A 14,110-nucleotide genomic window follows, 5' to 3' on the forward strand; every position below is an offset into this window, starting at 1 on the left:
TATATAGATCATTCTTCATGCCACGACACAGTGCCGGATAAGCCCGGATCAATCTTTCTTACTATTCTAACGGAAAATGTCACGTCTGTTTTTGCATTATATTCTCTTTATTTTGCACTATTGATTAGAACTTTCAGGCCATGACAGGGCGATTTTGCCTCGAAAGCGTCACCAAATGAAGCCGGATTGTTGTCCTGCTTGGCTGTTTGCACCATTATCCCTTTCATTAAGGGGGGAGACGTGAAATCCTGTGAAGGGAAAGTGTTGCTTTTTCCCCCTCGCATGTTCTCCCCTTAGGGGGGGGCGGTGACCCTGTGTCCTGATCATTCGGGATAATCGTGCAAAGCGTTCGATAAAGACCATCAACCTGACGGCAGCGCATGCCCAATGCAAAAAGATCCGCCCACCGGATATCCGGAGAGCGGATCTTTTATTTCGATATAATTACGATTAATGCGATTGGACGCTCAGATTGGCTTCGGGACTAACGTCCGCACTGCGTTCATGGCGCATGAAGTACACCAGCGTAATCGCCAGGAATACGACGCCAAATGCGGCCAGCAAGCCGATGTTCTCCCAAGCGATCGGCATATCGCCGGTTGAGATGACCGCTTTGAAGCCTTTGACGCTGTACGTCATCGGCAGGATCGGGTTGAAGGCTTTCATCCAGTTCGGAATCAGTTCGAGCGGGAATGTCCCGGCGCTGGTCGTCAATTGGAAGATCAGCATGAGGATAGCCAAGAACCGTCCCGGGTTCTCCAACCAGGTCACCAGCGCTTGAATGATGAACATGTAACACAAGCTGGTGATAAAGGCGAACAAATAGAAGAGCGGAACACTCTTCACCTCAAGCCCCAGTCCGTACAAGACCAGGACGACGGCCAGTAGGGACTGAATAAGGCTCATCCCTGCAAAAGCCATCGAACGGCTCACGAATCGGTTCCAGCCGCTGGCTTCCGCCACCGAGGTTCCCCGTACCGGTACGACCAGCGTCGAAATCAACGCCCCGACGAACAGACCGAGCGACAGGAAGTATGGAGCAAATCCGGTCCCGTAGTTTGGCACTTCGTTGACCTTCTGCTCGTTGATTTCAATCGGCTCAGCATACATGTTCACAAGCGCGTCGGTTTTCTTCACGCCGGACGTTTGTTCTGCCGCATCGGTCAGCTTCGAAGCCAACTCGCCCGAACCTTCCGTCAGTTGATCCATGCCGTTCTTCAACTCGCCGGCACCCGCGTCCAACTGCTTGGAGCCGTCAGCCAGCGTGCCTACGCCACCGGACAATTGCTCGACGCCGCCAAGCAATTGTTTCGCGCCAGCGCTAAGTTGTCCGGCACCGCTCGCGAGTTTCTGTCCACCGGCCTTCGCTTCTGAAAGCTTGCTGCCAAACAGTTCAAGGCCGCTTGCCAACTGCTCTTGTCCTGCATTCAACCGCGTCGCGCCTTGCAGCAGTTGCTCTTGGCCCGCCGCCAATTGTTGACCGCCTTGGGCCAGTTGTTGCTGGGCGCTATGCAGATTTTGGCTGCCTTGCAGCAGCTGTTGGTTGCCTTGGTGCAGCTGTTCACTGCCTTGGGCCACTGCCTTGCTGGCCGCGACCAGCTGTTGCACCGCAGCGCTCTTCGCTAGTTCTGGATTCGATTGGGCGAGCTGCTCCAGGCCTTGCGCAACGCTGTTAGCGCCCGCAGCCACTTTCGCGCTGCCTTGAACCGACGATTCCAAACCGGTCTGCAGTTGGGCGCTGCCTTGCTCGGACGCTTCTAGGCCAGCTTGCAGCTTCTTCGCGCCTTCAAGTGACGACTGAAGCCCTGCTTGCAGCTGCGTGCCGCCTTGATGCGCCTCTTTGGCCCCATTCTCCAACTGCTGATTTGCCGCTTCCAACTGCGTCAAACCGCTAGCCAAGCCGCTGGCCCCGGTTTTGACCTCATTGATGCCTTGGTACAGTGACTGCGTGCCTTTCTCCAATGGTGCAACGCCATTCTCCAGTTTCATCGTGCCATCAACCAGTTTGGCTAGATTCTCCTTCAGCTTCTTCGTGCCGTCGTCAAGCTTGGCCGCCCCATCGTTCAGGGTGCTGGCACCGCTGCCGGCGTCGCTGAGTCCGCCGGAAATCTTCTCCACTTGGTCGAACAAGGTTTCCGTATAAGCTTCCGTCACCTTGGCGGAAACTTTCGATTTGATTTCCTTGACTGCCGTGCCGCCGATTTGCGCCGCGAGGAAGTTATAGCCCTCATTCGGTTCGAAGATCAGCTGTGCCGGCGTTGGATTCTCATCCATCAGCGTGGTCGCTTGCGACGAGAAATTGTCCGGAATCACGATGGTCATGTAGTAGTCGTTGTTCTTCATTCCGGTTTCTGCTTGCTCGTGAGTGACGAATTCCCACTGAAAATCGTCGCTTTTCTTCAGCTCGGTTACAAGATCCTCACCGGCTTTGAGTTCTTTTCCCTCGTATTGTGCCCCTTGGTCTTCGTTCACCACCGCAACCGGCAGCTCGTTCATCTTCCCGTATGGATCCCAGAAGGCCGTCAGGAACATGCCGCTGTACAGAACGGGAATGAACAGCACAACAAGAATCGGGATGAACACTTTAGGATTCTTGAAGGTGGCTCCCATATCCTTGAAAAATACGCTTAATGATTTCATTTTTGCTTTCTCTCCCCTTGGTGGCTTCTTTCTCTAATAGTTGATCGGTTCCTTTATGCTCTCGCCGGCAGAAGTAAGCCTCCTGCTAGAAAGTCGCGGATAAACTCCTTGATTTGTTCTTTACTCAAAGGCTCATTGTTTTTGTTCCAGTCCGATGTTATCGCGATATACAGCTTAAACACGACAAAAGCGACCAGCTTAGGATCAAACGGGCGAATCTCCTCCCGTCTGGCGGCCCGAGACAGATGACGCTCCAGATACTCCAGAATCGCGTTCTCGATCTGCTCCAAACCCTCCCGGGCCTTCGGAGTTCCGAAATCGCGCACCTCTTGGGATAACTTGATTAGGAGCTCATGCTCGCTGCGGAATTCCAGCAGCGCATCCATCGCTCGGTGCAAGTTCTCGAAGAAAGTCTTCTCCTCGTCAATCTCCGGTTCGATGACCCGCTTCATTTCCGTGATGACGGAACGCAAAATTTCATCGAACAGCTCCTCCTTGTTCGTGAAGAAGGTGTAGATCGTTCCTTTGGCCACATTTGCAATTTTCGCCACATGGTCCATCGTCGTTGCTTTGTAGCCGAATAAAGCAAAGGACTTCTCTGCCGCTTCGATTACGAGTTTACGGCGATCTACCACAGCCATCCTTGTCACCTCCCTGCGTTGGAATTGTCGATTCTCATTATATCGGCCGAAAATGACTAAAATTCAATTCCGGTCATTTGGTCATTCCCTACTTTACTCCTCCCGTATCCGAAATGCAAGCTGTTTTTTCAGTTTTTTTCATTTGTTTTCATTTGCTTGTCCCACGCCTCGACTCCCCCTGCCGTCCCCCCGACCTAAGTCCAGTCGGCTCACCCGTCCGGAGCCTCTTTAATCCAGCATATAAACAACATAAACTTAGTATCAGAGGCAATGAAACGGAACTATCTTGGAAGCAGGTGAAATGAAGATGCGAAAAAGAAGAGTGTTGATCTTATCGGAAGGCTTCGGAAGCGGGCATACACAAGCCGGACATGCGCTGGCAGCAGGGCTAAAACGAATGGATCCGCAAATCCGGACGAAGGTGTTGGAGTTAGGTTCGTTTTTGAATCCAACCGTGGCGCCATTGATTCTCTCCGCCTATCGGATGACGGTAAATACCAGCCCCGCGTTAGTTGGCTTATTTTATAAACACAAGTACGAGAAACCGGTAAGCCGGTTTACCCGTTTGGCTCTGCACAAAATGTTCTATCAGCACGCAGCCGACGTCATCGCGCAGCTTCAGCCCGACCTGATCGTTTGCACGCATCCGATCCCGAGCGCCATCGTTTCCTACCTTAAGCTGGCCGCCGGCCTGGACGTGCCGCTTTGCACGCTGATCACAGACTATGATGCCCACGGCTCCTGGATGAGTCCCGGCGTGGACCAGTATCTCGTCTCCGCGCCCGAAGTCAAGGCACTGCTCGTCCAGCGCGGCGTGGCTCCTTACAAGATACAGGTCACGGGCATTCCCGTGCACCCGGATTTTTGGAGCAAGCAAGAGAAGGCGTCCGCCCGGGAGGATTTGGGGTTGAAAAATATGCCGACCGCCCTCGTGATGGGTGGCGGGTGGGGATTGCTGTTTAGTGAGGAGCTATTAGCGAAACTGGCTGCCTGGCGCGAGGAAATCCAGATCGTCTGCTGCATGGGCAGTAACGAGAAGCTCGCCGCGAAACTGCGAGCCCACCCCGCTCTTCAGCACCCGAATATCAAGGTGATCGGATTTACGCGGGAGATCGGCAAATGGATGGACGCCTCCGATCTTCTCATTACGAAACCTGGCGGAATGACCTGTACCGAGGGGATGGCCAAAGGCATTCCGATGTTGTTCTTCGAATCGATCCCCGGCCAGGAGGAAAAGAACCGCGAATATTTTGTTAAGCGCGGGTTTGGCGCCGAGCTGGATTCTCCGAACGTTTTGGACGTCTGGTTTGAAGCCATCTGTGACCGGCACGCCGCAGGCGACCGGACCGTGCCGGAATCGGCAGCGCGGCAAAGCGGCTATCGACCTGACCTCTGCGCGGGAGCCGTCATCAACTTGCTCCGTCCGATCGTCGCCCCGGCCCGCGTACGTCTGCAAACGGCCGGCCCTGCTGAACAGCGGGCCAACTAACCCAACTCCGCCGTCCCGACCACTTCGTACATCGGGCGCTCATGCATATGCGTCCGATAGATGACCAACCGATCAGCCGTCCAGTGGCCGAAATCCGCTGATAAGGCCTGCAGACTCTGCGGGTCTATTTGGGTTTCCTCCCGAAACTTCCGAGCCAGCGTAATATGCGGGCTGAATCGCCGTTCTTCCGGCTCAAAGCCGAGAGAACGATTCTCCGAAGTAACCTTGCTATGCAGGCTTTCCAGCTCAGTTATCTCTCCGCGTACGCCGGCCCAAAGCACGCTGGGACTTGACGGCCGTCCAAAGGTGCCGATCCCCATCGCTTGCAAGCCAAATGGAGTCGCCCCCTTTGCCGCCCGCTCGATTGAAGCCGTTAATTCATCTAGACGTTTCGGCGAAGTGTCACCCAGAAACTGAACAGTAATGTGATAGTCCCCGGCATGCACCCATTTTTTGAATGGAAGGAATGCCTGTTGCTCTCTACACCATGCCTCGAGTTTTTGTTTTACCTCCAGTGGAAGGGGCACCGCGATAAACAATCTCCATTTTTCATCATTTCCTGACATCGATTGTCACCTACTGTGATATTTTTCTCAATTTATTCATTTTTTTCGACAAACTGAAGTGCGATTGATTACATCCCGCAAATTTATTCTCTATATAATGTGTCTTAGTGCTACTTACATATACAGTCATCAAGCCTTATTGACGGGAGATGGAATATGAGCTTTGCACAAAAAATTACCTCTGTACTGATTGGACTTCTTATCCTGATCGGTTCGCTGATCGGGTTATTTGGGTATCAGATGACGTACCGCCAGGTGGAAAAATCGGTCGGAATCGAAACCGTGGGCTGTGCCAATATCACGACCGGGCTCGTCGATCCAGAAGCGATCGCACAGCTCGCTGAAGGAGACCGTACCAGCCTTGCGGAGCTCGAAAAGCGGCTAAACTGGACGGTCGAACATAAACCGCTATTCAAAGAAGTGTTCCTGATGTCACTCGACGGTACCATTCTCGCCGCCGATCAGAACCTCCAAAGCCGGGGATACAAAGCCGGAGATGCTTTTTATTTCAGCGCGCAGGATAGGGACATGATTCTCCAGATGAAACATTCCGTATATACGAAGGTGTATTCTTATGACGGTGTGAAGCTGCTTAGCGGCTATGGTCCCATCTACAAAAATCACGATCCGAATCAAGAGATCGTCGGATTAATGGTCATCAACTTTGACGCGTCCATCATTGGGGAACGAACGCGCGACATCCTGCTCCTTCCGTTCCTTATCGGAGGGGGCGTCCTGCTTGCCGCGGTTATATTCGTGTATTTCTTTATCCACCGAATGATTCGTCCGCTCGAAACGCTATCCCGGCATGTGGAACAAGTGGCTAACGGAGATTTGACCGTTCAGACGCACCTTCTTAGCAGCCAAGACGAGATCGGCAAATTGACGCGCAATTTCGCGATGATGGTTGGCAGCTTGCGACAGTTGATCACCGAAGTCAACGATACATCGATGCAGGTCGCTTCCTCCTCGCAGGAGCTATCTGCCAGCGCACAACAAACCGGGAAGGCTAGCGAGCAAACTGTAGGGATCACCTTGTCTCTTGCCGAAGGCGCAGAACTGCAGCAGCAAAACCTGGAATCCGGGTCGGCGATGCTTCGCGCGATGTCCGAACAGATCAAGCATATCGCACGTCATGCCGAAGGGGTCTCTGAATCAGCCGAGCAGGTCTCCGCTGCATCCAACCACGGAGGACAGGCTATTGAGTTAGGCGTGAAGCAGATGGCGACGATGGAAGCCCAAATCGTTCACCTCTCCGCAATCATCGAAGAGCTGGGCACCCATTCCAAAGAGGTGCAGAGTATACTCGATATTATGACCGATATTGCAGCTGAGACGAATTTGCTTGCGTTAAACGCTTCGATTGAAGCGGCCCGAGCTGGAGAATACGGCAGCGGATTTGCCGTCGTTGCTTCCTCGGTCCGTAAACTGGCTGAGCGTTCCGCCGTTTCGGCGCAGCAAATTGCCGAACTCATCGCCCATATCGTCAGACGGGTGGAACTCACCGGAGAAGCGATGGATGTGACCGTACGCGAAACGAAACGCAGCTCCGAGCTGGTGCGAAGCGCCGGAGCCTCCTTTGCAGACATCCAAACCTCAGCACAGTACACCGCGGAGTCGATTGCCGATGTCAGTGAAGGCGTTCGCCACTTGTCCGATCACTCGCAAAGACTGGTGCAATCCATTGAAGAAATTGTTCGTTTTGCGGGCGATACGGCAATCAGCGCACAGAACATGTCGGCAGCCTCTGAGGAGCAATTGGCCGCCATGCAGGAGGTTGACGCTTCAGCCAGCTTCCTTTCCGGCTTGTCGGACAAGCTACACACCTTGATCGAACGCTTCAAAGTGATTTGACCCAACAATAGCAAAAAGACCTTGCCCAACAAGCCTTCATTCGCTTGGGCAAGGTCTTTCTATAACCATCAAGTCTTATTTGCCAAGATAAGCATTCAGCATCCAGCGGTGTTTCTCGAGCGCGGATACAATGCCGAGCAGCAGGTCACTGGTCGCTTCGTCTTCCGATCTTGCCGCTGCTTCCATGCCATCCTTCAGTTCGCTGCCCAATTTCTCAAAATCAGCGATCACGGCAGCCACCATCTCATCCGCGGACTCCTTGCCGCTCGCTTCGGAAATGCTGGCAAGTGCAAGGGATTCGCGCAGGGTTGCCACGGGTGTGCCGCCAATTGCCAGCAGGCGTTCGGCGATATCGTCGATATAACCTGCCGTTTCGTTGTAGAAGGATTCAAATTTCTCATGGAGCGTAAAGAAGTTCGGGCCTTTCACGAACCAGTGGAAATTGTGCAGTTTCGTGTACATTACCGTCCAGTTTGCGATTTGCAGGTTCAGTTGTTTTTGCAGTTCTTGATCCGCTTGTGTCATTGTTTGGTTTGCCATCGTTATTTCCTCCATTCACCATATCAAAATTTGAAGTGCAATCCGTCTAATGGGTCTCCTGATTGAAATGCTTTAAATTTAGACTAAATCTAAATCTTGTTTATATCATACCACTCCGCTTTCAGAGATGCAACCACTTGCTTCATGAACATCACATGAAATTCCAAAAACCATCAGGTCTATTCTGTACCTCTTTCATCCTTGATATGCAAAGGACCGAACCGGAAAAAATCGTCCGATTCGGTCCTTTGGTATTATCTTTCGCTGCGGATATGCAGCTTAAACTGCTCCAAGCTTCTTTCCATTTGGCGAATGCCATCCTCCACCAGTCTGCGGTCCACCGCATTCTCCAGATCAAACTGTGGTTTGCGGGCAGCCATCGCCTTCTTTTCCTCTTCCCAATAGGCTTGCCGACGCTGGATTTCTTTATATTTGTCCAGCAGATCGGTAATGATATCGTAGAAGCGCTCGTAATCGACGATAATGTCATCCAGGAATCGGTCGACTTCCTCCTTATCGTAGCCCCGCATCTTGGCGTCGAAATCTTTTTCATGAATGGAGAGCGCATCCAGTTTGATCCCTAGTTGCCGAAACAGGCTTTTTTGATCTTCCAGTTTGCGCGCGTATTCGTCTTGCATTCCAAATCCCTCCGTACCTGCCTAAAAAGGTTATAAAACGCGTTTTCCTTGCAAAAGCAATCGTATCTTTTATAATGTACCACATTTTTGGCCTTCCGTTCATCTTCACGGTATGCAGCGAGTGATACAAGTATTCGACAATGTCCGAATTTCTTTCTATAATAGTCATTAGCTGAGTCTAACATCTGGTGGTGAGTAACGATTTTATACTTATTAACTTTTTTGTTATCGTTTCTGATTGTGTATTTTCTGATTCCGCCGCTCGGTAAGCTGGCTTTCCGCCTCGATTTCGTGGACAAACCCCGTGCGGACGTCGAGCGCAAAATCCATCGCCAGCCGATCCCGCTAACGGCAAGCTATGCCATATTTGCCGGGTTCTTCGCCTCGTATCTGTTGTTTACGCGCAACTTCTCCTGGGAGACAGGCGCGTTGTTTGCTGGCGGCGTGCTGCTGCTGGCCATCGGTACGATCGATGACTGGTACAAGACAAAAGGCAAGGATTTTCCCGCGCTGCCCAAGCTGATCGTGCAAGTATCTGCGGCTGTCTTGGTTTATGCGGCAGGTATCACCTTTAGCGGCTTCGTTAATCCATTTAGCGGCGACTACGTCCTGCTTCCCGCATGGCTCCAGTTCGTATTGACCATCCTGTGGATCTTTGGGGTCACTACGGTGATCAACTTCTCTGACGGATTGGATGGCTTGGCCGGGGGATTGTCCGCCATTTCTGCAGTAACGCTGTTTGTGGTGGCGTTGACCAAAGGACAAACCAACTCCGCCATGCTATCGATCGCCCTCATCGGGGTGACGCTTGCTTACCTGCGGTATAACAAGCCGCCGGCGAAAGTATTTATGGGGGATGCCGGAGCGACCTTCCTTGGGTTTATGCTGGCAGTGATCGCACTGGACGGTGCCTTTAAACAAGCGACGATCTTGTCTTTGTTTATCCCGGTGCTCGCCCTCGGCGTACCGATATTCGATAATCTGTTCGTTGTCATCAAACGGATGCTGCAGGGGAAATCGCCTTATGTGGCGGATGCCAGCCAAGTGCATTACCGGCTGCTCCGGGCAGGGCTAAATCAGAAGCAGGTCGTCATGTTCCTGTACCTCATCAGTACTTGTCTGGGACTATCCTCCATCATTCTTCTCCTGCTCCAGGTATAACGATCGGCACTTAAGCCGTTCAAGCAACAAACGCGTGCTCGGGTTTCTTCCCGTAGGCACGCGTTTTTTTGCTTTGGAACCTCAAAAAAAAAAGACCCCCGAAGGCGTCCTATCTACTGGCGTTAAGAAGATTTATTCGTTTCCGCGGCTGATTGAATTTCCGCGGCTTGCGGCTTCTCGTCTTCGAGGATATCTCCGCGTGCGCCTCTCTTAAATTCCTTGAGCATCGTGCCGAAACTACGGCCCAGTTCCGGAAGCTTGCTGGGACCAAATAGTAAAAGCGCCGCGATCACTAGAAGCAACAGATGGGACGGACGCAACAAATTTTCAAGCACATTTATCACTCCCAAACATTATCTTTGTGGTCATTATACTACTTTATTGGAGGTAATGGAAACCCTTTATCGCCAGTATCGGCTTTATCTGCGGACAAGAGGATCGCTCGCCCCATAAACCAATTCCCTTCTCTGGGCATATGCTGTGTCATCATGTATTGCAAAGGAGCGAACATCATGGGTTCTTACAGTCTGTTGGCTGTCATCGCCATTGGACTCGCGTCCAACCTGGATAATGCGGGAGTCGGAATTGCCTACGGGGTACGTAAAATCCGCATTCCATGGTACTCCAATCTGGCCATCGCCATCATCTCTTTTTTGGCCACTCTGGTGTCGGGTTTTTTCGGAAGCTGGTTATCCTCGTGGATCCATCCCTGGATCGGGCAATTATTGGGAACGGTCGTGATCGTTGGTGTGGGCGTTTGGGTATTGCTGCAGCCGTTTCTGGAGAAGAAGATCACTTCCGTTCAGGAGGAGGATGTGAATCCGCTGACCCGCCTGCTGCGCAATCCTGAAGAAGCGGACAAGGACAGCTCCAAATCCATCAGCTTGGGGGAATCCGTTGTTCTCGGGATTGCTTTGGCCATGAATGCGTTAGCCGGTGGTTTCAACGCCGGAATTACCCATCTGAACGTTTGGTATACCTCGATATCCGTCGGTTTGTTCAGCTACTTGCTGCTGGCTGCATGCGCTGGCTTTGGCGAGAAGGTCGCCGCGGAGAAGTTCGGAAACCGGGCCACCGTCATCTCCGGATTGTTGTTAATCCTGATCGGCATTCATCAACTCTTCTGACAACCTACCTTATCTACAAATTCTCCTATATAATGAAGAGGATGGTGCCAGAAAAAGGAGGTCATCCTACGTGAATTGGTTAACCCGCTTTGAGCAGGATTTAGGTATAGCATTCGATGATGCAGAACACCTCTTATCAGAGCTGCCGGAGGAATTCCGGAACCAGGCAATCAACTACCTGGAAAGATTTCGCATCTTAAACAAAGCGGGATCTACAAACTATATTTGCTACTTGTTAGCGTATTGGCTGCAAGAGGCCTCAAATTCCAAACTAGAAGATTGCCGACGACTTACCGTAGCCATGATTTTCGTTATGATGTATTATCATCTGATCGACGAGGTCATGGACGATCCGGAAGTGAGCGATAAACGGAAACTACCGCTAGCGAATCTGCTGCAATTTGAGTTTTGGAAGATTTACAGCAGTTACTATCCGGCAGCATCTCCATTCTGGCATAGTTACCGCAAGTATACTGCTGAATGGGCAGAGGCGGTGGCACTTGAGAACCAAAACGACTTTTTTCAGGAGGACCCCGTACGGATTGCCCATAAGGCTTCTCCGGTGAAGTTGACGGTAGCCGGCCTCCTGATCCTGAACGGCCAAGAAGCCCGGTTGCCTGCATTCGAAAAAGCGGTTGACGTTGTATTAGTTACGTTGCAAATGTTGGACGACTGGGAGGATTGGGAGAAGGATCTCCGCGAAGGCAGCTATAATGCGCTTATTTCCGAAGTGCAACGCGAGCTGCAAATTCCCCGGGACCGTAGACCGAATCAGGAGGAGATCAAACACGCTTTATTTGTGCGGGACATTCTTTTCTCCTATGCCGAGCGGACAGATCATAACGCAGCCGTACTCGATCAGACCGCACCGACCCTTACACATTTGATAGACTTTCACGAGTATCTCCGACAGAGTCTCAAGCAGGGGGCACAAAGCCTGAGAGAAGAGAGAGAACTGTTGGCTCAGGGTGGTTTATTGTATTGGCTGTCGAAAAATCAAACACACGCCTAGCGTTATGTCGAATAACATGTTATAGTAATAGGGAAATTATACTATTTTTAGAAAGGGTGATCTTATGACATCAGGAGCTCTCCTTCAATCGCAAGTCGTTGAGAAAGCATGGCAAGACCCAAGCTTTAAAGCTAAGTTGCTCGCCGACCCCAAAGCTGCTATCCAGGAGGCACTGGGTGTAATTCTCCCGGATCACATCAAAATCAAAACCGTGGAAGAAAGCTCTGACGAGTTCTACGTTGTACTTCCACCTCAGCCGGAAAAAGCAGTGAAAAGTGAAGTAAAACCAGCTGGAGCTTGGTTCTAACCTTTGAAGACGACCTCAACATCGCGAAGAGGTTAAAGCCGAAAGGGCAGGACACGAGGAGCAATGGAACCGGACAACTTCCTCCTATTTGGAGGAAGGAAACCGGATGACCGCTTCCGTTCCTGCCCCTTTTTTACTGGTAAAATGGATCTCGCCGTTCATCACTTCGATGATTCGAAATGTCACCATCAACCCCAAACCGGTCCCCTTCGTTTTGTTTGAGAAGTAAGGTTCACCTAGCCGGGCCAGCACGTCTTCATCCATCCCTTCCCCGTCATCTTTAATATGAATGACCACTTGGTTATCTTTCTCGTAACTCCAGATTTGGATATCCCCTTCGCCTTTCAGCGCTTCAATGCTGTTCTTGATAATGTTGATGAAAGCTTGTTTGAATTTGGACGAATTCCCTTTTACGTAAAGATCTTTGGGGATATGCGTCGTAATTTTCCCGCCTTGCAAATTGGCGAGCGGAACCAAAATGCCCTCAATATGAATAAACTCATCAAGCACGTTCAATTCCGTAATTTTTCCGCCTTCCGGCTTTGCAAAGGTTAGGAAGTCCGTAATAATCGCAGAGGCGCGATCAAGCTCCTCCAAAGCCATACTTAGATATACTTTATCGGCTTGCTGCTGCTTCTCGACTAGCAACTGTAAAAATCCACGAGTGACCTGCAAGGGGTTGCGCACCTCATGGGCTACAGAAGCGGCAAGCTCACTTATGATCTCCATCTTCTCCGAACGCTGCAGCTCATTGTTGAACATCTCTAATTGCTTGGAATACTCTACTACCTGTTCGTGGTTTGCGACAAATCTCCGGCTTAGAATAATGATCAACGAGCCGAGGAAGCCGATAATTCCCAACTTCCATAAGAATAGAGTATAATACCCGTCATTATAGTAATACCAAAGCAACTCACCTACGCAGAGGAAAGCAAAAATTAAGAACCCGCATAATAGAATGACGGCTTCTTTGTTCCCCTTAATCACATTGATCGTTAAAGTCCCTGCCAGAATGATGAATTGGGCCACCATGATATAGCCCATGAATTGAACGGTAACGATGGTGTAAAGTGTATTGAACATGTCGGGTGAAATCTCATTTAGGATCAACATAAAGGCGCAAAGAATCGAATACGCAAACACAACTTTGCGCGAACGTCTTATCAAGCCTTTATATCCTGAACCGAAGGTTTGTTCAAAGAAATAAGTAAGCGCCGGAAGCAAACTAAACAAGGCCAAGTCAAACAATACCATCAGTAGCCTACCCGCGATCACAAAGTCAAACAGCCAATAGACAAACGACGTGTACGTGAGCACAAGCAGTCCGCTGGAAAAGATGACTCCGCATAACGAAAACCACATGGGGATATGTACATGCTTTAAGAAAAGCGCGCAGATGAGCATGATTGCAGCGATAAAAATCAATGTACTTCCCAATACGAGGTCCGGAACGTTATCCCTAACGAATTTTTTCATCAAACCTTGATAATCGCCGATTTTGATTGGAGCAAACAGGCCGATTTTATACGTCGCCGAGGTTGACCCAATATAGACGGTTTGCTTGGAGTTCTCCGCAGTGATCGGAATGACAATATTGTTGATGGCATAATTGAATAACCGATTGGATTCGTAAACGCGTTTCCCGTTAATCATGACGATCACATGACTTGCATTAATCTTATCGATAAACATAATTTGGGAATTATCTGACAATTCGGGGAGCTGAAACTTGATCCATTGGGACATCCCATTACGGGGCTTCTCTGGGATCACCTCATCTGCTTTCACATCTGTCCAGCCATCCAGCGACTTTACGTTATCCATACTCGTTTCTGGATCGAATCGATCCGTCCATGTGATTTGCCAATGATCTATTTGAATGGTATCTGACCCAGGATCATCGTAACCTTTAAATAAAAAGAAGCAAAGCGTAGCCAAGAGCAGTAGGAAAAACACAATAACGCTTTTTGTCAAAGCCTTCATATAACACCTCTGCAGTTATGATTAAGAGAAAGCCTGTTGTTGAATTTCTAGAACAATACATCATTCGATACAATTACCGCAAAAACCTTCAATTATATGGAAATAGTGATAAATATTTTTAAGATTCGGGCACCACAGTTATTTTACCGTGT

The 14,110-nt window shown here is 50.3% G+C and carries 13 protein-coding genes; 6 read left to right on the top strand and 7 right to left on the bottom strand.

Annotated features, from left to right (window positions below; translation table 11 throughout):
- Window positions 1–450 precede the first annotated feature (450 nt).
- The gene (locus KJS42_RS16505) at window positions 451–2,640 is read right to left on the bottom strand and encodes a YhgE/Pip domain-containing protein (protein WP_213623493.1); all 2,190 of its coding nucleotides are present in this window, start codon (window positions 2,638–2,640) and stop codon (window positions 451–453) included.
- Window positions 2,641–2,693: 53 nt separating this feature from the next.
- Window positions 2,694–3,281 carry a TetR/AcrR family transcriptional regulator gene (locus KJS42_RS16510; protein WP_155606417.1) on the bottom strand — a complete coding sequence of 196 codons (588 nt, stop codon included), beginning with the start codon at window positions 3,279–3,281 and terminating at the stop codon, window positions 2,694–2,696.
- 307 nt (window positions 3,282–3,588) lie between these two features.
- Between KJS42_RS16510 and KJS42_RS16515 the strand changes: the two genes are divergently transcribed.
- On the top strand, window positions 3,589–4,770 hold the full coding sequence (locus KJS42_RS16515) for an MGDG synthase family glycosyltransferase (protein WP_213623494.1): 1,182 nt from the start codon (window positions 3,589–3,591) through the stop codon (window positions 4,768–4,770).
- Here KJS42_RS16515 and thpR read toward each other — a convergent pair.
- Window positions 4,767–5,336 (bottom strand): RNA 2',3'-cyclic phosphodiesterase, encoded by a 570-nt coding sequence (gene thpR / locus KJS42_RS16520; protein ID WP_213623495.1) that lies wholly within the window; start codon window positions 5,334–5,336, stop codon window positions 4,767–4,769. The two genes, KJS42_RS16515 and thpR, sit on opposite strands and share 4 nt — an antisense overlap.
- Window positions 5,337–5,492: 156 nt before the next feature.
- On the opposite strand from thpR, the gene KJS42_RS16525 reads away from it, so the two are divergent.
- A complete protein-coding gene (locus KJS42_RS16525) occupies window positions 5,493–7,190 on the top strand; it encodes a methyl-accepting chemotaxis protein (protein ID WP_155606414.1) in 1,698 nt (565 codons plus the stop codon).
- Between the two features lie 75 nt (window positions 7,191–7,265).
- Here the strand turns inward: KJS42_RS16525 and KJS42_RS16530 are convergent, their stop codons facing one another.
- Together KJS42_RS16530 and KJS42_RS16535 are read right to left on the bottom strand one after the other, a co-directional pair.
- Window positions 7,266–7,730: a Dps family protein gene (locus KJS42_RS16530; RefSeq protein WP_155606413.1), complete on the bottom strand. Its 465-nt coding sequence runs from the start codon at window positions 7,728–7,730 to the stop codon at window positions 7,266–7,268.
- A 254-nt stretch (window positions 7,731–7,984) separates the two neighbouring features.
- Window positions 7,985–8,368, bottom strand: coding sequence for a DivIVA domain-containing protein (locus KJS42_RS16535; RefSeq protein WP_155606412.1), 384 nt, complete (start codon window positions 8,366–8,368; stop codon window positions 7,985–7,987).
- Window positions 8,369–8,569: 201 nt separating this feature from the next.
- Between KJS42_RS16535 and KJS42_RS16540 the strand changes: the two genes are divergently transcribed.
- Complete coding sequence (locus KJS42_RS16540; RefSeq protein ID WP_193415846.1) at window positions 8,570–9,529, top strand: MraY family glycosyltransferase; 960 nt, start codon at window positions 8,570–8,572, stop codon at window positions 9,527–9,529.
- A 122-nt stretch (window positions 9,530–9,651) separates the two neighbouring features.
- Here KJS42_RS16540 and KJS42_RS16545 read toward each other — a convergent pair whose 3' ends face one another.
- Complete coding sequence (locus tag KJS42_RS16545; RefSeq protein ID WP_280516410.1) at window positions 9,652–9,864, bottom strand: twin-arginine translocase TatA/TatE family subunit; 213 nt, start codon at window positions 9,862–9,864, stop codon at window positions 9,652–9,654.
- A 177-nt stretch (window positions 9,865–10,041) separates the two neighbouring features.
- Between KJS42_RS16545 and ytaF the strand changes: the two genes are divergently transcribed.
- The 3 genes from ytaF to KJS42_RS16560 all read left to right on the top strand — a co-directional run bounded on the left by ytaF (window position 10,042) and on the right by KJS42_RS16560 (window position 11,975).
- Complete coding sequence (ytaF, locus tag KJS42_RS16550) at window positions 10,042–10,656, top strand: sporulation membrane protein YtaF (RefSeq protein WP_155606409.1); 615 nt, start codon at window positions 10,042–10,044, stop codon at window positions 10,654–10,656.
- A 70-nt stretch (window positions 10,657–10,726) separates the two neighbouring features.
- Window positions 10,727–11,668 (top strand): hypothetical protein, encoded by a 942-nt coding sequence (locus KJS42_RS16555; protein ID WP_206106912.1) that lies wholly within the window; start codon window positions 10,727–10,729, stop codon window positions 11,666–11,668.
- A gap of 64 nt (window positions 11,669–11,732) precedes the next feature.
- Window positions 11,733–11,975, top strand: coding sequence for an NHLP leader peptide family RiPP precursor (locus KJS42_RS16560; protein WP_155606408.1), 243 nt, complete (start codon window positions 11,733–11,735; stop codon window positions 11,973–11,975).
- A gap of 84 nt (window positions 11,976–12,059) precedes the next feature.
- Here the strand turns inward: KJS42_RS16560 and KJS42_RS16565 are convergent, their stop codons facing one another.
- Window positions 12,060–13,799 carry a sensor histidine kinase gene (locus KJS42_RS16565; protein ID WP_239483485.1) on the bottom strand — a complete coding sequence of 580 codons (1,740 nt, stop codon included), beginning with the start codon at window positions 13,797–13,799 and terminating at the stop codon, window positions 12,060–12,062.
- Window positions 13,800–14,110 lie beyond the last annotated feature (311 nt).

The organism is Paenibacillus sp. J53TS2 (genome assembly GCF_018403305.1).
GTDB classification, from domain to species: domain Bacteria; phylum Bacillota; class Bacilli; order Paenibacillales; family Paenibacillaceae; genus Fontibacillus; species Fontibacillus rhizolycopersici.

Coding starts and splice junctions, on each gene's coding strand:
- KJS42_RS16560 (WP_155606408.1), top strand. CDS start 11,733: ATGACATCAGGAGCTCTCCTTCAATCGCAAGTCGTTGAGAAAGCATGG.
- KJS42_RS16510 (WP_155606417.1), bottom strand. CDS start 3,281: ATGGCTGTGGTAGATCGCCGTAAACTCGTAATCGAAGCGGCAGAGAAG.
- KJS42_RS16515 (WP_213623494.1), top strand. CDS start 3,589: ATGCGAAAAAGAAGAGTGTTGATCTTATCGGAAGGCTTCGGAAGCGGG.
- KJS42_RS16565 (WP_239483485.1), bottom strand. CDS start 13,799: ATGGATAACGTAAAGTCGCTGGATGGCTGGACAGATGTGAAAGCAGAT.
- KJS42_RS16525 (WP_155606414.1), top strand. CDS start 5,493: ATGAGCTTTGCACAAAAAATTACCTCTGTACTGATTGGACTTCTTATC.
- KJS42_RS16535 (WP_155606412.1), bottom strand. CDS start 8,368: ATGCAAGACGAATACGCGCGCAAACTGGAAGATCAAAAAAGCCTGTTT.
- KJS42_RS16505 (WP_213623493.1), bottom strand. CDS start 2,640: ATGAAATCATTAAGCGTATTTTTCAAGGATATGGGAGCCACCTTCAAG.
- ytaF (WP_155606409.1), top strand. CDS start 10,042: ATGGGTTCTTACAGTCTGTTGGCTGTCATCGCCATTGGACTCGCGTCC.
- KJS42_RS16530 (WP_155606413.1), bottom strand. CDS start 7,730: ATGGCAAACCAAACAATGACACAAGCGGATCAAGAACTGCAAAAACAA.
- thpR (WP_213623495.1), bottom strand. CDS start 5,336: ATGTCAGGAAATGATGAAAAATGGAGATTGTTTATCGCGGTGCCCCTT.